The following is a 22,956-nucleotide window of genomic DNA, read 5'->3' as shown; positions in this document are numbered from 1 at the left end:
GCAGGGCACAAATGGAGATGGTTTTTACTTTCTTCATAAAGGTCTTGTCAAAATTGTTACTATAACAGCCACTAAAAAAGAGAGAGTATTAAATATCGTTATTCCGAATCAGCTATTAGGAGTTCAATCATTGGACCAAAAAAAACATTTTACAACGGCAGTGGCAGTAAAGGATTCAGTTGTCTACCATTTTCCATCTGAGGAATTTAGAGAATTTATGTTGCAGGACCCTGAGTTAAACCAGCTTTTTTCAAAAAGTGTGATTCACAAAATGAAGATTCTTTTGGATCGGATTAATATGAATGCGCTTACATCCGAACAAAGGCTAGCACTTCTTCTTCAGAATGTTTGTGATGAATTCAAAAATTATGAAATTCCCCTTTCTCAGCAGGATCTGTCAAGTTGCACCGGCTTAACTAGAATAACAGTGTATAAGGTTTTAAAAGATTGGAAAATGAATGAGGTTATTGACTCAGATAATAAAATTTACTACATAAAAAAACCAGATTTCCTAAGAAATCTAGTCAAGGAGACATTTTAATAATTATTTAGCATAGACTTTAATTTATTCATATCCTTAATAAGGATTTTTCTGTTTATCAATGTTATGTAATTTGCTTTTTTCCATTTTTGGATCACTTTAGAAACAGTAATCCTTGATACCCCAATATATTTGGAAAATGCAGTCTGGTTCATGGATACCTTCCCATTTTCTTCGGCCAACTTGATAAGATAGTAGGCCATTTGATGTTCAACAGGACTATCCATTAAGGAAATAATATCTGCTAGAGTCCTAAACTTATAAATAAGAGAATCGGTATAAATTTCAGCCGCACTTGAATAATCTTTACAAACAGCAGCGTATGCATCGTCAGAGAAGAAATAAATTTCGGAGGGAAGTACTGTTGTTGCACTGGTAAGATATTGTTCGCCTTGAATTCCATGTTCACCGAATAGCATGCCTGAGGGTACCATATTGATAATACGCTCATCTCCATTATCAGAAAGGAGGGTAATCTTAATTTCACCTTTACGTAAATAATAAAATCCTTTACCTTTTTCACCCTGACGATAAATCACCTTATTTTTTTCTGCGTCAAATAATTGACCATAATGCAAATAGGGCTCCCACTTATTGCGAAGCTTCTCCACGTGCTCACCTTCTTTATGATTTTTCGATAACTCAATTAATCAGGTGTCCTGTGTTTTTGCTGCTATTCTATTAATCTAAATATAACATTTGTCATTATTTCAAAACAGTGGTACAAGAATAAAATAAAAACCTCTTTTAAAAAAAGAGGTTTAGGCATCAGCAAAACTAAATATCCTGAATTTGAATCGGTATATCTATATTATTGCTTGCAGTTAAACTTTCTATATTCTTTGTCACCTTAGTAGTGTAAGTAAAATCACCATAACAATATGGGTACCGGAAATTATTCTTGTCGCCTCCGCAGTCATACACTTCCGGATTCTTTTCAGCCTGTTTAAGGGAAAATTCCTTTGCGATTTCTTCACTGTGCTTTCCGCCCTGTTTAGCAACAAAGTCAATATAACCTATTCCCATATTGTAAGCTTGGATAACAGCAGGAAAGTCTACATTTTTTTGATTTCCATAATTTAATGCTTTCTGAAAATGTTTAACACCCTGCTTAATACTCTGTTCCGGGTCCTGAAAGGAATTAGGCAGGAGTCCTGCAGACTCGGATGCCTGCATCGGGTCCCCGCCCTTCCCTTTGCTCTCCTGCTGCATGATCGCTGCCAGGACAAGTGTGTATTCTTCGAGATTGACTTCTTTCAATTCCTTTTCAAGTAAAGGTGTATAATTCTGGACGTCTCTGGATATAGTATTCGGCAGTAAAGAAACTGCAGTTTCTTTAATATTTAGCTGTTTGAATTGGTCAAATAAAACGAATATCAAAACCATAAAAAATAACAGTAAGGCAATATTTGAATTTCGTTTTGTTCGCTTTTTGCTTTTTTTGCGTTTCATTGCTGCTCTCCCGGTTTCTCTATTATAATTTCAGATTTTTATTATAGCAGAAAATACTGATATTTTAATAGGATTTGCTCCTTTAGAGAAGCTGGAAGAACTTTATTGGCATCTCTATTATTGCTTGCTTTCCACTATAATTTCAGCCTCTTCCTCCAGCGGCTTTATGACTGCTGCCATATCCTGATCCCAGAGTCCATTCTCTCCTGCTGTTTGAAATGCTTTTTCAGCCATCTGCCCTGTATACTGACTAAGACCCGCTTCCTGCATCAGCTGATTGGCGAGCCGAACATCCTTGTGGACATATTTCACTGCCCCACCTGGTGTGAAAAGACGTCCGAATACGTATTGTTCCATATGCCTGCGAAGAATTCTGCTGTCGCCATAGCTTGCCTTTAGTACTTTCAAGAGCTGTTCGGACTCCAGTCCGAAAGCAGCTCCGGTGACCATTGCCTCTGATGCAGCAAGGGAGTGAACTGCAACGAGATACTGATTTATCAGCTTAGCAATGCTGCCTGACCCTGAAGGTCCCAGAAATTCAATGGTATCACCGAGCACATCGAGTACCTGCTTTACTTTTTGAAAGGCCGTTTTCTCACCGCCAGCCATAATCGTTAAAGTCCCGCTTTCAGCTCCTTCGGGACCGCCGCTGACAGGACAATCAAGATAGCTGATTCCCCTACCATCCGCCATTTCAAAAATAGTATTACTAGTGTCGGCTCCTACTGAAGTAAAGTCAATGCAAATCGTAGCTGGTCTCGCATTCTCTATAATACCTTCATTGCCCAGATATACGTTCATAACATCCTGAGGCATTGAAAGACATGTACAGACAATATCACATTGACTGGAAAGTTCACTGATTGTTTCCGCATATATCCCACCGTTTTCTATAAGCGGCAGTACTTTATTAAATGTCCGGTTATGTACTGCCAATTGATAGCCATGGCCTAATAGCCGCCTGGCCATTCTGGAGCCCATTACGCCTGTTCCTATAAACCCAATCTTCATGAAGCCACCTCCTTCAGCCAAGCAAAGCTTTCAGCGCTCCCGCATTGCGGAAAATACTCCAGCCCAACTCTGCCTTTATAATTTTTCTGCAAATATTGGAAGATCTCATTATAGTTCATTTCTCCCGTCCCCGGCTCATGTCTGCCTGGGCAATCCGCAAATTGCACATGAGAAACAAGTTCAGCATATTCTTGGAAAAAGGAAAGAGATTGGCCATGTATTCTTTCAATATGGTAAAAATCAAATTGCAGCTTAACATTCGGTAATCCGACTTGATGAATAATGTCTGCAGCCTTCTGAATATCACTTAAGAAATAGTCAGGCATGTCGGATGGATTGATAGGCTCTATTAATAAGGTAATCCCATGCTTAGACATTGCAGTACCCGCGTAAAGGAGGTTTTCGATAAATACTTCCAGACTATTATCTGGGCTGTTTCCCGCCATACAATGTATCTTTTTGACTCCTAGGCTATTTGCATAAACGATCCCCAACTCAACTGATTTTCTAAACTCTTCTATTCTATAAGGGTCAGCTGCCAGACCACGATCCCCTTTCTCCCATTGACCTGGGGGCAGATTAATTAAGTCCATCAATAACTGATTTTGATTAAGCTCTTTTTTTATTTCTTCTATTGTATATGTATAGGGAAACTGACACTCCACATAAACAAAACCGGCATCATTGGCTTTTTTGAAACGCTCTAAAAAAGGAAACTCTGTAAAAACGGTTGAAAGATTAATAGAAAATTTATTCATGGCTGCCTCCTGTAATTGTTGCTGTCAATCCAATGGTCTTTCTGTATGGATTAGCTTTTAAATTAGCTGATCGATCTCTCGACTTAGCCCCTAAATGGGAAGGTCTGTTTCTGAAACAGCGGTTTAATACCATAATCTGCGCTTAAGTTTTCTTCCTGCATAAAATCCTCCCAATAATTCTTTTGTCCATTAATTCGTTATAAGTAAATAGAATCCTTTTTCTAAAAAGAAAAAACTGCTCAATTCCTGAGCAGCCCAATTTTCTTATTATGATTCACCCTTATAAATAAAATAATCAAAATCCGCAAACTGATTTTGACCGGACGTGTCCTGACATTGCATGCCGACGAATGCACCTGTAAAAAAACCTCCGCCCTTTATATAATCATCCGATAATTTATAGGATTGAAAAGTACTTGCAAGTTCATGCCAGTTCTCACCATCAAATGAATAAGAATATGTATATTCATGGATACGGACATTCACACGGAGGTAAACATATTTAACTTCTGCCGGGATTTCAATCTCTTTCCCTTTTAAGGGCTGGGAGAAAATAAAATTATCACAAGAAACCAATTCAAGGATTCGGCCTTTCTCTTCATTCCAGCTGACCTGGCAGGACGTCCAGTTTTTAGTATTATAATAATTGACAAGACCCGCAGATTGCTGGAAGGTTTCGGGCTGGAATGCCATTTTTGTTTCTGCTGTGAACGTAAAGTGCTGCCATCTTCTTGCAATGAAAGCCTGTGTAAATTTGGATGTTAAGCTTTCCTTCCCATATAAGCGGAGATGGCCCGGGTTATCCGTTAATGAAACTATGAGTTCCCCAAGCGGTATTCTTAAATTCTGGAAATTCAGGTTTAAGGTCTTACTATCAAAATCATCTTTCTCCTGCCAATCTCTTTCCCACTTTACTTCCTTAATATTTGGCCCTTCAACTTCAAGTGAAGGCTCATTCCCTCCAACCACATATGGCCAGTCATTCTTCCATTCGAGCCTTTGGATGGCTGTCTCCCTTCCTAGCGGACAGTATCCGCGCGGGTCCAGCAAGGGATGTCCTTCTCTTGGCAAAGGGCGTCCTGTAAGGTGGACAAGAAACCATTCACCTGTATGAGTTTTTACCATTGAGGCGTGTCCGGCCTTTTGGAGTGGATTTCTCGGTGCTCCGAAAGACGAAATGACCGGGTTTTCAGGGTGCACTTCATAAGGCCCCCTAATATTCCTTGATCTCGCAATGGTAGCCTGATGGTCATATTTAGTTCCGCCTTCAGCAGTCAGCAAAAAGTAATAGCCATTGACTTTATACAAATGGGGGGCTTCTGTCAATTTGATATCTGTCCCCTTAAAGATAATCTCAGGTTTCCCTATCAGCTTTTGCCTTTCCGCGTCATATTCCTGCAAAACGATTCCGTAAAAATTGTGATGGCCAGCGCGGTGGTCCCACACCATATTGACCAGATATTTTTTTCCATCCTCATCATGGAACATTGAGGGGTCAAATCCTGAGCTGTTTAGATACACAGGATCAGACCATTCCCCTTCAACGGCTTCACATACTGAAAGATAATTATGGCAATCCTTCCACTGACCATCCACGACTTTTACATCCGTGTAAATTAGCCAGAACTGGCCATCATGATAGGATAAAGCAGGTGCCCAAACTCCCCCTGAATCCGGATTTCCTGTCATATTCAGCTGGCTTAAACGGTTTAGCGGCCTTGCAGCAAGACGCCAATTCTTCAGATCCTTAGAATGATAGATTCCAACACCGGGAAACCACTCAAAAGTGGAAACAGCAATATAATAATCTTCTCCCACCCGGCAAATACTCGGATCAGGATTAAATCCTGTTAAAATTGGATTGCGTATGAGTGCCATAAAACCACACCTTTCTTTTTAGTTGTCACTTTTATGGGCATCTTAAGCCCGAATGTCAGAGATTGGTTCAGGATTCCGGTCAATAATATACCTCTCTTCGATTTTTCTAAAATTGTACATTCCGCCATACATCAATATCCATGAAATAGATACTGCGCTAAAGAATGGAATAAACGCAGGATTGTACAGCAGTACAAAGATAATCGATCCAGCGGAGACCGTTAAAATTAAGGTAATATGCAGGTGCAGGATTCCAAGTAAACATGAATTTTTAATATATTCGGTTACTCTCAAATCGTAATGTACATATACCGGAAAAATATGCATTAGAGTACAGAAATAAAGAACAGATATAATCAGCAGCGGTACGAAAAATACCATCTGCATGCTCCCTTCTAAGCCATTTACAAAATGCCAGTCCAAGAGAATGATTCCCGCCCATATGATCAGGATGAAACCAAGCAGATTGGATTTAATGAATTCTTTTTTATAGATTGATATGAAAGTATTCCATACTGTGACTTCTGCCTGTTTCATCTGCCACTTGCGGACAATGGTGAAGAGCGAAACAGTTGCGGGCATGAAGCCAAAAACGGCTAATCCAGCCACGGTAAATAAAAGCCAGAGCAAGTTAACATAAGCAAGCTTCATAATCCATTCACAAATTGAAAATAGCTTACTCAGCGTTATTTGCACGAAATTCACCTCCTCATTGCCGGATTAGTCCTTAGCCTTTAACCGAGCCAGATGCTATCCCCTCTACGATACGATTGCTTAATATGAGAAAGGCAATTAATATTGGCAGGATGCTGATGACCAGTGTTGCACCGATTGCTCCCCAATCCGTAGTATACTGGCCAATGAAATTCTGGATTCCAACCGTGAGTGTCTTAAAGTTATCCGAACTGATAAATGTATTCACAAATACAAATTCATTCCAGTTGTAAATCATATTAATAATCGCAGCCGTCGCCATAACCGGCATTGTCATTGGCAGTGTTATTTTAAAGAAAATATGATGAATGGATGCACCATCCATGACCGCAGCTTCTTCAACCTCCCTTGGCAGTGCTTCATAGAAACCGAGCAGAATCATAATGGTAATCGGAAGGTTAAAGGCAGTATAAGTTAATATGATGGATAGCGGATTATCAATCAAATTTATCTTTGTAAAGGTACTGAATAAAGGGATCAGTGTGGAATGAACTGGTATCATTAATCCGACCATGAACAGTCCAAGAACAAGCCTGCTTCCTCTCCATTGCATTCTTGTAATAGCAAAGGTAACCATGCTGGCTAAGATGACAGTCAGCAAAACTGCTGCAATGGTGTATGTTACACTGTTGATAAAATATAAACTGATGTTGCCTTCAGTCCAAACCTTTGCGTAATTTTCCCATTTAGGACTTTGAGGTAAAGAAAAGGGCGACGTATTGAAAACTTCCTGATTGTTTTTCAGCGAAAAAAGAAAGAGCCAAATAATCGGGAAAATTTGAAATACTGCGACAATAATGAGTAATATATACATTGTGATGTAAGCTGCACGGTTAAGAATAGACTTTGAGACAGGCTTTTGGTTCGGTAATACTCTTATGCCTGGTGTGCCATCAGCTTTAACTGTTTCCATCATTTTTCCCCCTTCCATTAGTAGATATCTTTATTGGCAGCTGTCAGTCTGCGGATTATATAGGTGACAGCAAGACATATCACCAGCAGGAAAAACCCGATGGCACTAGCGTAACCAAAGTCAAACCCCTTAAATGCTTTTTGGTACATATAAGATGCCATTACTTCACTTGCTCCATTTGGTCCCCCGCCAGTCATGACGTAAATCAGGTCAAAATATTTCAGAGATCCTACAACTGCAAGAACAATGGTTACTTTGATGACATTCATAATTAAAGGTATTTTGATCTTAAGTGCAACCTGCCAGGAAGATGCTCCATCAATTCTCGCCGCTTCTACAAGGGACTCCGGAATATTCTTTAATGCAGCATAATAGATCAGAATATAAAAACCAGCGTACTGCCAGATTATCGGAATAATAATGGCATAGAGTGCAAGATTCGCATCCGCTAGCCATGCTGGAGGATCTTCAATACCTATAGCCATTAAAACGGTATTCAGCATGCCGTTTGATGGATGGTAAATCTTCATCCATAGCTGTGCAATGGCAACAGACGCCAGCAGCATTGGGATTAGATAAATTTTTCTCAATAAATCCGCTCCTCTGATTTTCCCTGCAAGTATAATGGATATGAATAAGTAACCAATTAAACTCATTGCCGAAAATAGGGCCAGCAAAAAGGAGTGCAGTGCACTTTTCCAAAAAAGCGGGTCTTTCATCAATACTGTGTAATTCTTTAAACCAATGAAACTCATTTCACCGATGCCATTCCATTTCATCAAACCGTAGTATCCAGTTTGCAGAATGGGGACATAGATCAATGTGAGAATCAGGAAAAGGGCAGGTGCGATATACAATGCTATTATTTTTTTATTGGAAAGCACGTTATTCATTATGCTTCAGCTCCTTCCTGTTAGAATGAGAAAGGATATACCATAAAAGCTGATATATCCTCTCATGAATCTTTAATTCCCTTCTTCAGCCTTAAGAGCCTCTTCATGCTGTTTGGCATAATCAGCCGGTTTTACCTCATTGCCGAACAAGGATTGGATAAGGTTTAAATGGGTTTCTGCAACTGCCGCACTCATTTGGACATCAGCAAATAAAGTTAGGCTGCTGGCTTTATTCAACTCGTTTAAGACATCGATATACAGGTCGGGAAGATCCACTTTTCCTGTATCAACCTTCGTGGCAGGGATGACACCTGCTTTTTCTACAGATTGCTCTCCCCACTTTTCAACAAAGAACTTAACAAATTCTTTTGATTCATCTTTAACATTTGAATTCTCTGAAACGAACAAGCCTACTCCGGGTCCGCCCACCCAGCTGTCGATATTTCCTTTGCCGCCTTCAACGGTCGGGAATTTAAAGAATCCAACATTATCCCTGAATTCCTGAGGGATTTCTTCATTTGTTGTGAAATTAGGGAGCTCCCAGGTTCCCATCAGGTACATTGCCGCATTGCCATTCAGGAACTCCGCCTTGCCTTCGTCATTTGAAAGTCCATTATAGCCCTTATTAAACGCATTCGTTTTAACAAGGTTTTGAACTTCTTCAGCAGCCGATATTAGTGCAGGGTCTTCAAACGAACCGGAACGGTCAATGGCTTTATTAAGAACTTCAGCCCCGCCAATACGGTCTGCCAGGTACATATACCACAAAGATCCGGTCCAGCGGTCTTTGTTTCCCAGGGCAATCGGTGCCACCCCATTGACTGCCAGTGTCTTGACAGCATTTTCAAACTCGCTGTATGTTTGGGGTGCATCAAGATTATATTTCTCAAAGATTTCTTTATTGTAGTAAATGGGTGCAATGTTCAGCTCAAGAGGCAAACCATATGTTTTTCCATCGAGAGCGTAGGCTTCTGTTGTCCCGCTGACAAAAGAATCCTTCAAGCCATCATTTAATACATCATCCAGCTCTGCAAACAGGTTACCTTTAACAAATGGAGTCATGTATCCAGCTGCCCATGTAAAACCTACATCAGGCAATTCATTAGAAGATGAAAGTACCTTTATTTTATTTTTGTACTGTTCATTCTCAAGAACTTCAACTTCAATTTTCACATCCTCATGTTCAGCTTCATACTGTTCAATAATTTCTGTAACTATCTGATTTTGCTGTTTGGAGCTTCCTGCCGGCCATAAGTGCATGAACTTAATGGTTTTTTTGGAACCATTTTCACCAGTGGCCGTATCAGTGCTTCCGCTGCACGCCGTCAGTGCTGCCGCCGCAAGCAGCACTAAAATAAGTAATAATGAATGCGCTTTCTTCAACATTTCTCAACCTCCTATTGCTTGATTATTCTAACAACTCCAATGATAACATCACTAAAAAATCGCGGTAAGGTAACCGCGATTGGGAAAAATTCCACTTTTTTTAGATGGGCGTTTCATCAAGTTCGGTCAATTTTCGGTATTTGCTTGGGGTTATACCTTCAGACTCTTTAAATAGTTTAATAAAGTACTTGGAAGTTTGATAGCCAGCTTGCCTGGCCACTTCATCTATGGTCAAATCTGTGGTTATGAGCAGCTTTTTCGCCAATTGAAGTCTCTTTCTTGTCAAATATTCACTAAACGTAATTTTGGTCTGCTCTTTAAACATTGCACTAAAATAACTGGCATTCAGATGCACTGCATCAGCCACTTCTTTAAGAGAAATTTGTTCCGTTAGATTTTCATTCACATATGCAATGGCTTGTTTGACAGATGAATTTACATACTCTTTTTTTCCTTCCAGCTCTAACAGACCCCGGTCTGCAATTTTCTCCAAATAGTCTGCCCTGGCCATATGAGCTTCTGTTTCAAGAGCCTCTTCAATTGCACTTATAAGGCTTTTCTTCCGCAATGGTTTGACCAGATAGTTTAGAACCCCCAGCCGGATGGCTTCCTGTGCATAATCAAAATCAGGATAGCCGGATATAATCAGGACAGCAGGCTTGTACCCTTGGTTTCTAATGTTTTTCAAGAGTGACAATCCAGTCATTTCCGGCATGCATATATCTGTAATAAGCAGGTTCACTTTTGTCCTTTTAAATACCGCTAAAGCTTCATGTCCGTCAGCTGCGCCGATAATCTGAAATCTCCCTGCTGACCATCCTTCCAATGTCTTTTTCAGCCCTTGTCTCGTTGTCTCTTCATCATCCACTATTAAGATAATCTTTGTATCCACCATTACTTCCCTCCCCCGCAGGTATTTCGAAGACAACTTTGGTCCCTGAACCCGATTCACTTTCCAGGTTAAGACCGGCAATGGAATTGGATTTATAATAAAGACTGAGCCTTTTATTAACATTTGTCAGCGCCATCCCTATCCCCTTAAATGAAGATACATTCTCCTTTTTTATCTCCTCATTTAACTGATGAAGCTCAGCCTTATCAATTCCCGGACCGTTATCCTGCACCGTAATCTTAACTGTGTCGCGTTTAGCCGACTCTTCTAGATGGATTAGGACAGTACCTTGTATTCTGGTATTTTCAATTCCATGCTGTATGGCATTTTCAACTAATGGCTGGATAATTAATTTTGGTATTTTCACCCCCAGGAGTTTGGGTGGTGCAGTAATTTTCCATAATAATCTATCACCAAGCCGCATTTTCATCAGCCGCATATACCGTTCGATATGATCAAGTTCATCATGTATTGTAACCCATTCACTTGAGCTACGGTTTCCGATTGTATATCGGAAAAGTTCCGACATAGAAATGACAATCTCAGCCAGTTCCTCCTCCTCTTTCTCTTCGAGGGACCAGTACAATGCATTTAGAGTATTGTAGAGAAAATGCGGATCGATCTGGGCCTGCAGGGCCTTAAGCTCAGTTCGTGACCGCAGCAGTTCTTTTTCATAGACAACCTGAATTAAATGGTTGGTTCTTTTAACCATTTTATTGTAGGTATAGTTTAATTCAATAAATTCAAGTGAGGAATTACTTTCAGGATTCAGTTTTAATTCATCCATTTTGGCATTCTTCATTGTATTAGTCAGTTTCTTAATAGGTCTTGTGATCATAGTGGCGAGCACAATGGAGGAAATGACAAACAGCAAGAATCCAATGGAAACTGCCAGGATGATTACAGCTCTAACTTTCGAAACGCCCTGCAGCAGAAAACTCATCGGCTTAAGAATGACAAAAGTCCAGCCTGTCACAGCTGACTTTTCAGTAACAGCCATATATTCCTGATCACGAATGATAATTGGCTGTTCCTTTTGCTGAATAATACTTTTTATATCAAGTCCATAATCATTCGTAATAGGCGTTAAGTCGCGATCCAGCAGCATCATATAATCATTCTGTCCGTTTTCATCATTATTGCCTTGCATCTGAAAATAACTGTTGGAAATACGCACGATAAGATAACCGCCATTCGTGAACCAGCGATCCATCAGACTGACTCTTCGTATGGCAGCAGAATAGTCGCTGTTCCCGGCAGCTTTCCCTGTCCAGACAAGCCTCCCCTTTTCCTTGTCGGCAGCTTTTATCCATTTTGAATCGATGACATTAAAAATATTCTTGCCATCGAAAGGATATACCCTTTTGCCTTCTGCATTATACAGTTCAATTGATGAAATTCCATCAGAGTAGGCATATGTATTATTTATGATTTTAATCAGGGATTCCAATTTCACGTAATCCATGCTTTCCCCTTCAAGCATCTCCAGCAGCATTTTCTGAACAGTACTATTGGTCATAAGCTGGTTAGTCAATGTGTCAATTTGTTTATACATCGTTTCCATTCTGCCGTTGGCTTCTTTTGCGGTTTGCTGAACCTGCCGCTCTGCATTTTGCCTAAAAAAGCCGCCTAACTGGTCATAGACAACGAGTGAAACAAATGACAGAACAACCAGCATAACGCTTAAAAACACTGCTAGAATCTGATTTCGGAGTGTATTATATTTTTTTATAGAAGAAAAAAAGATCTTCATATGATTCTCCTATTCTCGGCTTATCTAATATATATAAATATAGCAGATTTAGTGGTGCAAAACTTGAAAACCCTTACAATAATTATTAAAGGTCTTTTAGGTTTCCTTATCCTTCTTGAAGTCATAATAGCATCTTATTAAAAGAGCATAAATAGAAAAACTGCTCAATACCTGAGCAGCCCTTGTTTGGAAGTTATTCGATTTCGACAATCATTTCAATCTCTACAGGGGCTCCGCCTGGTAGAGAGGCAAGCCCAACTGCTTTGCGTGCATGTCCATTTTCCTTTCCGAAAATGTCATGAAGCAGTTCTGAAGCTGCATTAATAACGATAGGATGATTTTTAAAGTCACTTGTTGATGCAACGTACCCATCCATTTTAATGATTCTTTTTACTTTATTTAAATCTCCTATGATCCCTTTAAGGGCTGCCAGTAAATTAAGGGTGCAAATTCTTGCTGCATCTTTTGCTTGCTCGACAGAAATGTCTTCCCCTACAATACCTGAATATTTTTGTGTGCCATTTACCCTGGGAGTTTGTCCAGATAAAAAAACTGTGCTGCCTGAGATAACACCTGATTCGAAAGGCATTCCAATATCAGATAATAAAGGAAGCTGGATATTTAGCTCTTCCAGTCTTTCTTCAATTCTCTTTTTTACCCCTTCCATAGCTATGCCTCCTGAGAAACACTTTGTTTTAATGAAGAATATAGGTGTTTAGTGAATTTAAATGAGCGGTGAGTATAATAGACCTTAGCAAATGCAAGATTTTCACAAAGTGAGCACTTTATTTCGTAAGGAGCTTTTCGAATATGAGGAGTCTTTAATATTTGCATAGCTTCTTTTAAATGTGTATTACAAACCCACATATTTTCACCTTCTTCTATTATATTGTGAATTTATTTTGCATTCTGTAACGGACTATAACTAAATTCCTCCATTACAGAACGCAATCTCGGGAAACTCACTTCCCAGTAGGAACAGCTGACTTTAATTTATCCGGCTTTCTCTTTTTCACCTGATCTGTCACTTTATCGTCCCAGGAAATGGTAACATCCCCGTTTGTTACAAAAGTCTGGCATCCTAAACGGTAGCCTTTTTCCAGCCACTCTTCTCCCAGCTTTCTTCTTTCCTGGATTTTCACATTGTCCAGGTATTCGGCCCCTTCTTCGGTTTTAAAAACACAAGTGCCGCAAATACCGCCGCCGCAGCGATTTGGCAGATCCCCATCATAGCGGAGCGACATTCTTAATATATTAGAATCCTCAGGCACTTCCAGAGTTTTATTGCTGTTGACAAAATGGATGTTTGGCATGAATGAATTCCTCCTTAAACTTATTCATATGAGTTAGTCCCTTGCCCTTGGTATACAATATACCATACAAATAATATTCAGACAATATTAAAATTTTAAATATTTTAAAACATGCTTTTTTGCACGCCTCATGTAAACTAATGTTTCAATCTCCCTGGCTAAGAAGCCGATAGTTGCGAATCTATTCTCCGATCTCACCTTTCCTTGTCAATCGCTGCTCAAACTTCACAATCTTTTCTTTCAAACTCTTTTTTCTCTGCCTGAATGATCCTCTCTTTGAAAAAACGCTCAATAAACTGTTTAATTTTTTACAGTACCTCTATTCTTAATGCTGGCCATGTATGCCATATAAGCCTTCTTCGAGTTTTCAATATGGATCCTCATCAGGTATTCCGCAATTTCAGCATCTTTATCGCGTAGTGCTTTCATAATATCTATATGTTCCTTTAATGAGTCTTTTCTTCTTCCAGGTGTTTCATATCCCATATTAGCAGCCATGTGAATGAAGTCGATTAGACCTGATAAGATTTCATATAGCTTTGGGCTTTTGGATGCTTTATTAATCAGCCTGTTCATCTGGATATGTTCGGAATTGAAGTGTTCCTCATCCCGTTCACTAAGTTCCATCAGTTCATTGATTTTAAGGTCGAGTTCTTTTTGTGTGTCAATATCCATTCTTTGCGCAGCCAATTTAACCGCCAGTACCTCAAGAGAAGAAAGGATGGTAAAGACCTCCAGTACTTCATTCTCTGATATATTGGAGATAACCACCCCTTTTCTGGGAACTGTTTTCACAAAGCCTTGAGATTCAAGCCTAAATAGAGCCTCCCGGATCGGTGTGCGGCTAATGTTCAGTTTGGCTGCAAGTTCCCGTTCTACCAGTCTGTCTCCCGCCTGGTATTCTCCTTCTAAAATAAGTTTTTTCAGATACAAATACGCATGCTCGCGTATAGATATTAAGTTATTTCCCTCCCATATTTTTTCCATTGTTTCACCGCCTGTTTAAGATAAAAAGATCCCTCCATAAAATAATGCTCCGAATATAACTAGAGAAGGATGAACCTTGAATTTGTTTAATGTTAGATAGCCAACAGCTGTAAGAAGCACAAGGTGCAGCATTCCGCTTTTTTCGAAGGCTGACATAAAGAACTGATAGGCCATAACTGCCAGGAGGACAGCAATGATCGGCTGTACGGATTTGGTCATTAATTTCACTTTAGGGGAATCTTTAAATAAATTCACAAACTTAAACAGCACAATCACTGCCAAAGCTGATGGCAGGATGGTTGCGGCTAATGCCACCGCTGCACCCAGCACTCCGCCCAGTTCATAGCCGATAAATCCGGCCATTTTTGTTGCTATGGGACCCGGCAGCGCATTGGCTATGGCGAGAACGTCACCAAATTCAGAGAGTGTCATCCAGCCATTGTTATTGACTACTTCAATTTGAATGAGTGGTATGGTTGCTGGTCCCCCGCCGTAACCCAATAAATTTGCTATAAAAAATGCCCAAAAAATTTCCCAATAAATCATGAACTTTTCTCCCTTACTGGCATGTAATCTCCAGCTGCCTTTTTATTTGCCTCTTCTTTCCGGTGGGCAATATAGAATGCTGAGCTCAGGACTATTGCAATTAATATACCGGGATGCCATTCCAAAAACTGAACAAATACAAGTGAAACTGCAGCCAACACTAGGTTTTTTGGCAGCCCTAAGCCCTGGCTGCCCTTCTGGTAAAAACGATACGCCATTTCGGCCAGCATAAAACCGATGACAGGTGTCACTCCCTGCACCATTCCACTTACAATCGGGGATTGGCGGAAGGAGTATAAAACGCCAAGCAATGCAAGCATTGCAATTATCGAAGGAAGGATATGCGTCAGGATAGCTACAGTGGCACCCATGCTGCCTTTGACTTTATAGCCTATATAAGCAGCCATCTTCGTTGCAATCGGTCCGGGTAATGTATTTGCTAACGCAAGAGTTTCCCCGAATTCCTCCTCCGTCATCCACTTATATTTCTTGACTGCTTCAAATTCGATCAGCGGTATTGTTGAGGGACCTCCGCCATACCCAGTCACACCGGTACGTGCAAATCCAACCGCCAATTCAAGATAAGGCTTCATGTGAATCCTCCCTTTTTTAGGTGCTTTTGACTGAAGAAGGACCTCATTCCGCTATCTATCTATAACGAATGAGGTCCCTTTTCTATTATTTTTTAATATCTGCTTCGGTTACGACTTCATAGCCGTCTTTTTCCAGGTAATTTTGAAGGGCTTTTAGTGCAGCAGTCCCTACAGCGGTATCCTGCTCACCATTTCCTCCGCTGATGCCGATTCCCCCAACAACTTCTCCATTTACTACAATAGGGAATCCACCGACAAACACAGCAAATTTGCCATCAAGCATATGCTGAATGCCAAATGCCTCATTGCCTGGAAGGGCAGGCCCGTTCGGTTCTTTATTGAACAGATGGGTGGAGCGTTTATGGCCAGCTGCTGTGTATGCTTTAGCAATCGCAATTTCAGGGCCGGTGATTCTTGCTCCGTTCATGCGTTCAAGGGCAATTACACTTCCGCCGTCATCGACAATCGCAATAGTTTCAAACACATTGATCTCAGCTGACTTTTCCTTGGCTGCTTCAATCATCAATTTAGCTTCTTCGAGTTCAAGCTTTAATGCTGTTTTCATGTTTCATTCTCCTTTAGTTTTTAATAGCCGATATAAACGGTTTTAACTTGAGTGAAAAATTCAAGACCGACTCTTCCCGACTCCCGGAATGTAGCCGTACTTGATTGCTTTAAGCCGCCAAACGGCGCATTGATTAAGTTGCCAGTTGTAGTTCTGTTCACTTTAACCGTCCCTGCCTGTATTTCTTTTGTGAATTGACTGGCTGTTTTTAAGTTATTTGTCACGATGGAGGCAGATAATCCGTAATCAACGTCATTTGCAATCGCAATGGCTTCTTCATATGTATCCGCCTCAATCACAGCAATTACAGGGCCAAAAATTTCTTCTTTGGCAATGCGGTGACCCGGTTTAACATTTGTAAAAATAGCGGGCTGAACAAAATATCCTTTTTCATATTGGCCATCCGTCAGCTGTTCACCGCCATATACAAGGTCTGCACCGTCTTCTTTTCCAAACTCGATATATTTCAGGACGTTTTTCAGCTGTCTTTCATTTGCAAGCGGACCAATCTTTACTCCTTCTTCAAAGCCGCTGCCAATTTTAAGGGCGCTCGTTTTTTCAATTAATTTTTCAACAAATGCTTCTTTTACTTCCTTCATGACAATCACTCTGCTCGTACCTGTGCAGGCTTGCCCTGTTAAAGAAAATCCGCCATTTACTGTTAATGTGGCCGCCAGATCAAGGTCAGCATCTTCCATAACTAAAAGCGGGTTTTTTCCGCCCAGTTCCATTTGAGTTCGGGTTGTAAATGAGCTCTTGCTGTGAATGTCCTCACCCGCAGCTGTGGAACCAGTGAATGTAACAGCTTTTACTGCAGGATGAGTAACTAATAAATCACCAACATCAGAAGCCTTCCCTGTAACAAAGTTTAAGACCCCTTTTGGTATACCTGCCTCATGGAGTGCTTCTACCAGCCGGACAGCAATCAGAGGGGTATCTGATGAAGGTTTGAACACAACTGTGTTCCCAGTAATTAATGCTGGAGCAATTTTTCTCGCGGCAATGGAGATTGGAAAGTTCCATGGCGTTATGACACTTACAACACCGAGCGGTTCTCTTTCCGTTGATACTCTCATATTTGGATCATCATTAGGGAAGGTTTCACCTGTGAAGCTTTGTCCCTCAACCGCATAATAACGAAGTGTCTGTGCGGACCGGAGGACCTCATTTTTTGCATCATTGACATGCTTACCTTCTTCTCTAGACAGTTCTTCTGCATATTTCGCCGCATTTTCTTCAAGATGTGCCGCAGCTTTGTTTAAAATGGCAGCACGCTTGGATGGGGCTGTCTTTGCCCATCCAGGGAATGCGTCTCTGGCAGCTTCAATAGCCAGCTTTACATCAGCTTCATTTGATGCCTGAAAAATGCCGACGACATCTTCTGTATTTGCAGGGTTTACACTTTGAAACTTCTTTTGGCTCTCCGATTCCTGCCATTCACCATTGATATAATTATGGAAGGTTTCTACTTTTGTTGTAATCAAATGAAATCACCTTACTCTCTGTTTATTTCTCCCTTTACTGCGCCAAATTCTTTGGTTAAAGAAAGAGCCGCCACATAGACCTCGTATAACAAGATTTAATGTGACGGCCTGGATAATAGATATTATTTTGCTTCTACTAAAGAGCCAAGATCCTGCTCAAGGTATTCTCTCCATAGGCCATCCATATACATGCGGCGCATTTTCGCCCCTGTACGCACTACTTCCAGACAGCGCTGCTGTAATTCAGGAGTGTCAGCATGATCAAGAACAATCTTATAGCCGCGCTCTCCATGGATTTCATCGGATACGATATGAAGGTCGAAGAATTCGATTTCTTCATCTGTGAATCCGTATTGAGCACGAAGAGCAGGAGTCTGCTTTCGATAAATATCCGGCACCTGTGACTCCAAGCCCACAACAAGAGCTGCAGTTGCTACAACAAAGTTTTCACGTGCAGCCACTGCGTAGCACCAGCTTTGAAGTCCTAATGTCGTCGGTGCCATGTTTTCCGGATTGATTACACGTTCGCGGGTTGTTCCGCAAGCTTCAGCAAAGCGAATCAAAAGGTCAGTATGCCGGTCAGCAGCAATTTCTTCTTCATACATATTTTGAAGTGTGAAATCTTTTGCTGCTTCAAATTTTGGATCGGTTGGAGTGTTGTGGTAGATGTACGCTAAGTAATCAGCGAATGGACCTACATAGTGGTAATGGTTTTCAGCCCATCTCGCAAAATGTTTTCTTTCCAGTTTTCCTTCAGCCCAAGCTACTGTGAATGGAGCTTTCTGACTGTGGTTTCCTTTAATCGCTTCCTCTAGTTCTTTACGAAATTCATCTTTAGATAATAATTCTGGCATGTGTAAACTCCTCCTCGAAATTTATGTAGCCTATTGGCATTTGATATTTTGTATACCAAAACTTCTTTTAAAAAATAATAGGTTGCTTATTATCAGCCCTATTAATTAGTGTTTTTTGGTCTTTGGTATACCTTAATAAAATCATAACCTATTCTTATTAAATTGTAAACACAATTTTTAGAATTTTTTAAAGATTATTTTTTCTATATGCTAGATTGAAAGAATTAGTAAAGCAGCTCTTCTTTCAAATCAAGCAGTTCAGAAAGCTCCTCTGCAAGATGATTCAGGGCTTCCTCTACAATTTGTTCCCCGATTTCCCTGCTCCCTTGCCGGCCATCACCTATACAGCCATTTTCAGTCATCTCTTCATAAAAATAAAAACCTTGAACAGCCTTCCCCGGCCGGAGCCGTTCCCACCTTCCGCCCTGCTTGATTTCACCTTTTTCTAATAAGTCTTTTTTTACTAATTCCGGAGCCAGATACAGAGCTTCAGACACTTCCCTTTCGCAACTGTGTCCAAATAGAGAAGATTTAACATATTTCCCTATTGATTCTTTCGCAGAGGCAGTGGTCTTTGCATAGTATACTTCTACTTCTAATTCTTTTGTGATAGTCATTGCTGCAAGATTTAATGTAGATTGGTTTCCCCCATGGGAATTTAAAAACAGATACTTCTTGATGCCATGCTGTTTCAGGGATGAAACCATGTCTTTCAGAACAGCTATCAAAGTAGTCGGCTGTAGTGTAATGGTGCCTGGAAAATGGATATGATGCTCGGAAACACCCATGTTAACAGTTGGCGTCACAATAGCATATGGAAACATTCTTTGCCCCAATTTTATCGCCATTCTTTCTGCCAGCACTGCATCACAGCTCTCCGCCATATGAGGCCCGTGCTGCTCATGTGCTCCGACAGGAATAATAGCGAATTCTACAGTTTCTAAGGATTTCTCAACTTCCTTCCACGTCATCTTGGTAAGATTATAACAATTCATTTTTTTAATACCCCGCTTATTTTTTAGGTATTTTGTATACCGTTAATAAATAAAAATAAAAAACTATTTGTTACTAGCTGCAGTTGTTTTTTTAGGAGGCTTTACAGAGATGTTTTCCTGTGATATTTCAATATCATTCTGGATGGTCATTTGACATGTTAACCGGTACCCCTCATTCACTTTATCGCCGAGCATTTTTTCTTCCTTCCAATTTGGCGGTGCGAGATTATCTCCCCCGTTTAAAACGATACAAGTACATTTTGTGCATCTTCCCATTCCACAACCGTATTTTAATTCTGGAAACTGGCGGATCCCTGCCAGTACTACCAGGTTCGCATTATCCTTTACCTGCTTTTCTACAATCTCTCCATTTACGTGCAGTGTAACCTTAGGCATATCATTACCCCTTTCTGTTTATTCTAAAAATTTAGATACTTATTCCGAAGTATACAACCTTTCTGGCAGATTAGCAAACTTGATTTTTATTTTTTGCTGTAAATGCTTCTGGTTATGGAATAGTTTTATAGAATATGAAGATTTGCAGGTAATTCCCATTTAAGAGTTCCCTGGCCGGATTTTCGGCGGCATTATTAAGAATGGAAACATCCATTTTGGCTGGGACCGCTGATTTTCGGTGTTATTCATGTAGATTATTTGCTATTTTGACATGGGGATATTTAATATCGGCACTAATCAATCAGATTAACTACCATATTGGCTGAGGCAGGTTAAATTTTCGATCTTAATTGTTTAACATTAGAACATTTAATCTCGGCATTATTCGAATAGATTAACTCCCATTTCAAATAAAGTACGCTTATTTTCGGCTTAATTTCGAGGGATTACTACCAAATTGGCGAGGGACGGATAATTTTCGTCCTTATTCATGAAGATTCCTTACTATTTTGACATGGGGATATTTAATATCGGCGCTAATTAAACTGATTCAGTCCCTTTTAATATGAAGTTCTCCCATTATCGCAGATATATCAGCAGGACTTACTGCAGTCCAAGCCAAGCCCCCTCTTAATTTTTGTTATTATGATCAATGGAACAGGTATTTATATTTTTATTATGAATTCTACCAGATCTTTTTCACCGAATTATTAAAAAATTTAGAATTTATAATTGAAAAATTTGAAGTTTTAGTATAAAATACATTTAAAGTTTATGGTATACAATATTCCAACAAAAGGGAGGTATGCTGCCTAAATACATATTATAGTAACTTACTGAAAATATTTTAGATTAAAAGGAGTGTTTAAATTGGGTAAATATATTGTATTAACAAATAAAGATACTTTCCAGACCATTCTTGAAAACGAGGGATTAAAGCCGGTTGAGACGTATCATTTTTATTTTTTCGATAAGTTGAAGGCTAAGTACACTATTGCAGAGGTTTTAGATGAAAATATTAAAATCCAATTATTTGAAGAATACGAAGGAAAAGAATATGTAAATCATATTGGTGTTAAATTCTTTGAACGTTTTGAAACGCTTGAAGCAGCCAGGGAAGAATTGGATGAGATTGTAAAGGCATCCGGCAATAGCGAAGACTCTATTCATTCAAAGCTGGTTAAATCTGATGAAGTAGCCGTATAAAATTTTTAAAACCCGGGGGAAGCATCTCTTCTTCCGGGTTTGCTGTTCACTTAATAATTTTTTTGGCTCTTTTTCGTTTTTCTATTAACCGTTGAGTTCTGTAAAAACATTGTGCAAACAACTTTTTTTATAAAAAAGACCGCCAAAGCATGGCGGCATGATTAGAATTTTAATGTTCTTCTTAGACGTGCTAATTTTCTTTCAGTTTTCTCAATTGCATATTTGGATCCAAATAGAAAATGGAACATCAGGGCAGCCTCCTTTTTTTCAATCCTGTTATCATTATTATATGATGAATTTTTCAGATTTACAATAATATTGTATACCAAATACCAGAATTAATTAATTTTACAGTCAAATTTTTAAATATATACAACTATAATGGCATCTCGGTATACAATTACCATTAAAATTCAATAAATGAGGGTGTCTACTATGTTAAGAGTTTTATTTTCAACAGTGATCGCTTTATTTTTGCTGTCCACCTTGCTTCCCCAATGGAATATTGATTCCCTCCTATCTATATTGTGTTGCATCATCGTGGTTTTAACATTCCGGCTGACGAAGAAATTTGTTCGAGTACTCGGGGGCATTTTCCTCATTTTTGGTGCAGTTTTGCTCTGGACAAGCAACTCAGGGTGGGAGCAATATATTTTTGCTTTTGGACCTATGCTAGATTTGCTTACCATGTTTACGCTGATACCAATCCTGGGGATTCCTGTTAAATTGGGGCGATATGGGGAAGGCATCCAGGCTATCATTCAAAAACGGGTAAAAACATCTGGCCAATTGTATATGATGACTTCTGGAATCTCTTACTTTTTCAGCATTTTCATGAATCTTGCCACACTTCCCATGACCTATTATTCAATCCGGCCTGCACTGGGCAGCTTTCCAGTAAGGAACAAGGAACGTTTTATGAGCAGGGCCATTTCCAGAGGGTTTGCGATGCCATTAATCTGGGCTCCGGTAACACCTATTGTGGGAATTGTGATAACGATGACGGGTGTCAGCTGGGGCTCCATCCTCCCTTACGTCATTCCACTGAGCATATTAGGTTTAGCAATGGATTGGTTTATTGGATCCCGTCAGTCACAGCCAATAAAACTCCCTCATCCTGCAAAAGAATCCGTGCATGAAACAGCTGCAGCCATTGAAATGCCTAATGACGGACGCACGGGAAGAGTTTTTCAGATCCTGGTGGCCATTGGTATATTTAATGTCCTTGTTTCCTTTGCAGAGACACAATTTTCATTGCCATTTTTAATTCTGGTTTCGCTGATCGTCATTCCCTTTGCTTTCAGCTGGTCCTTATTTTTATGTAAAGGAAAGGAATTTGTCCATCAGTTGTCTGACCATTTCAACTCCTTCGCTATGGGCATGAAGGATCAATTTTTTATTTTTTTATCAACAGGCTTTTTTATCTCAGCGATAAATATTTCGAAGGCAAATGAAATCCTTTTTGACTGGATTGCAGCTTTTATTAGTGTAGCAGGAGTCGAGATTTTCCTGATCCTCCTGCCTCTGATTCCTTTAGGGCTGGCCTTTTTGGGCCTCCATCCTGCTGTTTCCCTTGCATTGATGATTGAAGGAGTTAACCCGGAAGCCATCGGAATTTCTCCTCATATCCTTACAGTCGCAATGCTTTCCGGGGCGGTTTCCGCCTTCTTGGTAGGCCCATATAATGCCACCCTAGGTCTCATGTCTAACATTATCAAAGTCGATTCCTATAAAGTCTCAAGCTGGAATCTTCCTTTTGCGGCAGTATATGTTGCATTTGTGATGCTTTATTTGTTCTTACTTGAAAGATTGCTTTAATAAAAAAA

The 22,956-nt window shown here is 39.9% G+C and carries 24 protein-coding genes; 3 read left to right on the top strand and 21 right to left on the bottom strand.

The window, feature by feature from the left end; all coding sequences use genetic code 11:
• Positions 1-541 (top strand): Crp/Fnr family transcriptional regulator (locus AC6CHU_RS08230; RefSeq protein WP_498121139.1); only part of this gene is annotated, 541 nt, incomplete at its 5' end.
• On the opposite strand, the gene AC6CHU_RS08225 is transcribed toward AC6CHU_RS08230, so the two are convergent.
• The 21 genes from AC6CHU_RS08225 to AC6CHU_RS08125 all read right to left on the bottom strand — a co-directional run bounded on the left by AC6CHU_RS08225 (position 538) and on the right by AC6CHU_RS08125 (position 19,924).
• Positions 538-1,152, bottom strand: a complete 615-nt coding sequence (locus AC6CHU_RS08225; protein ID WP_251283723.1) for a Crp/Fnr family transcriptional regulator — start codon at positions 1,150-1,152, stop codon at positions 538-540. The genes AC6CHU_RS08230 and AC6CHU_RS08225 overlap by 4 nt on opposite strands.
• Before the next feature lie 166 nt (positions 1,153-1,318).
• The gene (locus AC6CHU_RS08220) at positions 1,319-1,993 is read right to left on the bottom strand and encodes a lysozyme family protein (protein WP_498121137.1); all 675 of its coding nucleotides are present in this window, start codon (positions 1,991-1,993) and stop codon (positions 1,319-1,321) included.
• A 117-nt stretch (positions 1,994-2,110) separates the two neighbouring features.
• Entirely contained in the window at positions 2,111-3,004 is an 894-nt protein-coding gene (locus AC6CHU_RS08215; RefSeq protein ID WP_159869185.1) for an NAD(P)-dependent oxidoreductase, read from the bottom strand.
• On the bottom strand, positions 3,001-3,762 hold the full coding sequence (locus AC6CHU_RS08210; RefSeq protein ID WP_159869182.1) for a hydroxypyruvate isomerase family protein: 762 nt from the start codon (positions 3,760-3,762) through the stop codon (positions 3,001-3,003). The genes AC6CHU_RS08215 and AC6CHU_RS08210 overlap by 4 nt, the downstream gene beginning before the upstream one ends.
• A 267-nt stretch (positions 3,763-4,029) precedes the next feature.
• Positions 4,030-5,640 carry a glycoside hydrolase family 43 protein gene (locus AC6CHU_RS08205; RefSeq protein ID WP_159869179.1) on the bottom strand — a complete coding sequence of 537 codons (1,611 nt, stop codon included), beginning with the start codon at positions 5,638-5,640 and terminating at the stop codon, positions 4,030-4,032.
• 42 nt (positions 5,641-5,682) lie between these two features.
• The gene (locus tag AC6CHU_RS08200; RefSeq protein WP_498121134.1) at positions 5,683-6,336 is read right to left on the bottom strand and encodes a YesL family protein; all 654 of its coding nucleotides are present in this window, start codon (positions 6,334-6,336) and stop codon (positions 5,683-5,685) included.
• 31 nt (positions 6,337-6,367) lie between these two features.
• On the bottom strand, positions 6,368-7,267 hold the full coding sequence (locus AC6CHU_RS08195) for a carbohydrate ABC transporter permease (RefSeq protein WP_159869263.1): 900 nt from the start codon (positions 7,265-7,267) through the stop codon (positions 6,368-6,370).
• 17 nt (positions 7,268-7,284) lie between these two features.
• A complete protein-coding gene (locus AC6CHU_RS08190) occupies positions 7,285-8,160 on the bottom strand; it encodes a carbohydrate ABC transporter permease (protein WP_159869173.1) in 876 nt (291 codons plus the stop codon).
• A gap of 72 nt (positions 8,161-8,232) precedes the next feature.
• Positions 8,233-9,546, bottom strand: coding sequence for an extracellular solute-binding protein (locus AC6CHU_RS08185; RefSeq protein ID WP_159869170.1), 1,314 nt, complete (start codon positions 9,544-9,546; stop codon positions 8,233-8,235).
• Positions 9,547-9,646: 100 nt separating this feature from the next.
• Positions 9,647-10,438, bottom strand: coding sequence for a response regulator transcription factor (locus AC6CHU_RS08180; RefSeq protein ID WP_251282918.1), 792 nt, complete (start codon positions 10,436-10,438; stop codon positions 9,647-9,649).
• Positions 10,407-12,191: a sensor histidine kinase gene (locus AC6CHU_RS08175; RefSeq protein ID WP_498121130.1), complete on the bottom strand. Its 1,785-nt coding sequence runs from the start codon at positions 12,189-12,191 to the stop codon at positions 10,407-10,409. The genes AC6CHU_RS08180 and AC6CHU_RS08175 overlap by 32 nt, the downstream gene beginning before the upstream one ends.
• Before the next feature lie 193 nt (positions 12,192-12,384).
• A complete protein-coding gene (locus tag AC6CHU_RS08170) occupies positions 12,385-12,858 on the bottom strand; it encodes a RidA family protein (RefSeq protein WP_159869164.1) in 474 nt (157 codons plus the stop codon).
• 295 nt (positions 12,859-13,153) lie between these two features.
• Positions 13,154-13,504 (bottom strand): 2Fe-2S iron-sulfur cluster-binding protein, encoded by a 351-nt coding sequence (locus AC6CHU_RS08165; RefSeq protein WP_159869161.1) that lies wholly within the window; start codon positions 13,502-13,504, stop codon positions 13,154-13,156.
• A gap of 300 nt (positions 13,505-13,804) precedes the next feature.
• On the bottom strand, positions 13,805-14,491 hold the full coding sequence (locus AC6CHU_RS08160; RefSeq protein ID WP_159869158.1) for a GntR family transcriptional regulator: 687 nt from the start codon (positions 14,489-14,491) through the stop codon (positions 13,805-13,807).
• Positions 14,492-14,506: 15 nt separating this feature from the next.
• A complete protein-coding gene (locus AC6CHU_RS08155; RefSeq protein WP_159869155.1) occupies positions 14,507-15,037 on the bottom strand; it encodes a chromate transporter in 531 nt (176 codons plus the stop codon).
• A complete protein-coding gene (locus tag AC6CHU_RS08150; protein ID WP_159869152.1) occupies positions 15,034-15,630 on the bottom strand; it encodes a chromate transporter in 597 nt (198 codons plus the stop codon). Before AC6CHU_RS08150 ends, AC6CHU_RS08155 begins: the two co-directional genes overlap by 4 nt.
• An 85-nt stretch (positions 15,631-15,715) precedes the next feature.
• Positions 15,716-16,195, bottom strand: a complete 480-nt coding sequence (locus AC6CHU_RS08145; RefSeq protein WP_159869149.1) for a GlcG/HbpS family heme-binding protein — start codon at positions 16,193-16,195, stop codon at positions 15,716-15,718.
• Between the two features lie 20 nt (positions 16,196-16,215).
• On the bottom strand, positions 16,216-17,679 hold the full coding sequence (locus AC6CHU_RS08140; RefSeq protein WP_159869146.1) for an aldehyde dehydrogenase family protein: 1,464 nt from the start codon (positions 17,677-17,679) through the stop codon (positions 16,216-16,218).
• 122 nt (positions 17,680-17,801) lie between these two features.
• Entirely contained in the window at positions 17,802-18,533 is a 732-nt protein-coding gene (locus AC6CHU_RS08135) for an iron-containing redox enzyme family protein (protein WP_019382771.1), read from the bottom strand.
• 224 nt (positions 18,534-18,757) lie between these two features.
• Positions 18,758-19,528 (bottom strand): creatininase family protein, encoded by a 771-nt coding sequence (locus tag AC6CHU_RS08130; protein WP_498121125.1) that lies wholly within the window; start codon positions 19,526-19,528, stop codon positions 18,758-18,760.
• Between the two features lie 63 nt (positions 19,529-19,591).
• The gene (locus AC6CHU_RS08125) at positions 19,592-19,924 is read right to left on the bottom strand and encodes a 2Fe-2S iron-sulfur cluster-binding protein (RefSeq protein WP_159869140.1); all 333 of its coding nucleotides are present in this window, start codon (positions 19,922-19,924) and stop codon (positions 19,592-19,594) included.
• A gap of 870 nt (positions 19,925-20,794) precedes the next feature.
• Here AC6CHU_RS08125 and AC6CHU_RS08120 point away from each other — a divergent pair.
• Positions 20,795-21,130, top strand: a complete 336-nt coding sequence (locus AC6CHU_RS08120) for a hypothetical protein (RefSeq protein ID WP_159869137.1) — start codon at positions 20,795-20,797, stop codon at positions 21,128-21,130.
• Positions 21,131-21,565: 435 nt separating this feature from the next.
• A complete protein-coding gene (locus AC6CHU_RS08115) occupies positions 21,566-22,948 on the top strand; it encodes a hypothetical protein (RefSeq protein ID WP_498121122.1) in 1,383 nt (460 codons plus the stop codon).
• Positions 22,949-22,956: the final 8 nt, after the last annotated feature.

Source organism: Cytobacillus sp. GQ23 (genome assembly GCF_059758675.1).
Note: the sequence above shows the minus strand (reverse complement) of the source record. Positions and strands in the feature narration are given on the sequence as shown.

What these genes read in the sequence shown, in the direction of transcription:
- AC6CHU_RS08220 (WP_498121137.1), bottom strand. Translation starts at nt 1,993, where the DNA reads ATGAAACGCAAAAAAAGCAAAAAGCGAACAAAACGAAATTCAAATATT.
- AC6CHU_RS08215 (WP_159869185.1), bottom strand. Translation starts at nt 3,004, where the DNA reads ATGAAGATTGGGTTTATAGGAACAGGCGTAATGGGCTCCAGAATGGCC.
- AC6CHU_RS08210 (WP_159869182.1), bottom strand. Translation starts at nt 3,762, where the DNA reads ATGAATAAATTTTCTATTAATCTTTCAACCGTTTTTACAGAGTTTCCT.
- AC6CHU_RS08205 (WP_159869179.1), bottom strand. Translation starts at nt 5,640, where the DNA reads ATGGCACTCATACGCAATCCAATTTTAACAGGATTTAATCCTGATCCG.
- AC6CHU_RS08195 (WP_159869263.1), bottom strand. Translation starts at nt 7,267, where the DNA reads ATGGAAACAGTTAAAGCTGATGGCACACCAGGCATAAGAGTATTACCG.
- AC6CHU_RS08190 (WP_159869173.1), bottom strand. Translation starts at nt 8,160, where the DNA reads ATGAATAACGTGCTTTCCAATAAAAAAATAATAGCATTGTATATCGCA.
- AC6CHU_RS08185 (WP_159869170.1), bottom strand. Translation starts at nt 9,546, where the DNA reads ATGTTGAAGAAAGCGCATTCATTATTACTTATTTTAGTGCTGCTTGCG.
- AC6CHU_RS08175 (WP_498121130.1), bottom strand. Translation starts at nt 12,191, where the DNA reads ATGAAGATCTTTTTTTCTTCTATAAAAAAATATAATACACTCCGAAAT.
- AC6CHU_RS08170 (WP_159869164.1), bottom strand. Translation starts at nt 12,858, where the DNA reads ATGGAAGGGGTAAAAAAGAGAATTGAAGAAAGACTGGAAGAGCTAAAT.
- AC6CHU_RS08165 (WP_159869161.1), bottom strand. Translation starts at nt 13,504, where the DNA reads ATGCCAAACATCCATTTTGTCAACAGCAATAAAACTCTGGAAGTGCCT.
- AC6CHU_RS08160 (WP_159869158.1), bottom strand. Translation starts at nt 14,491, where the DNA reads ATGGAAAAAATATGGGAGGGAAATAACTTAATATCTATACGCGAGCAT.
- AC6CHU_RS08155 (WP_159869155.1), bottom strand. Translation starts at nt 15,037, where the DNA reads ATGATTTATTGGGAAATTTTTTGGGCATTTTTTATAGCAAATTTATTG.
- AC6CHU_RS08150 (WP_159869152.1), bottom strand. Translation starts at nt 15,630, where the DNA reads ATGAAGCCTTATCTTGAATTGGCGGTTGGATTTGCACGTACCGGTGTG.
- AC6CHU_RS08145 (WP_159869149.1), bottom strand. Translation starts at nt 16,195, where the DNA reads ATGAAAACAGCATTAAAGCTTGAACTCGAAGAAGCTAAATTGATGATT.
- AC6CHU_RS08135 (WP_019382771.1), bottom strand. Translation starts at nt 18,533, where the DNA reads ATGCCAGAATTATTATCTAAAGATGAATTTCGTAAAGAACTAGAGGAA.
- AC6CHU_RS08130 (WP_498121125.1), bottom strand. Translation starts at nt 19,528, where the DNA reads ATGAATTGTTATAATCTTACCAAGATGACGTGGAAGGAAGTTGAGAAA.
- AC6CHU_RS08125 (WP_159869140.1), bottom strand. Translation starts at nt 19,924, where the DNA reads ATGCCTAAGGTTACACTGCACGTAAATGGAGAGATTGTAGAAAAGCAG.
- AC6CHU_RS08115 (WP_498121122.1), top strand. Translation starts at nt 21,566, where the DNA reads ATGTTAAGAGTTTTATTTTCAACAGTGATCGCTTTATTTTTGCTGTCC.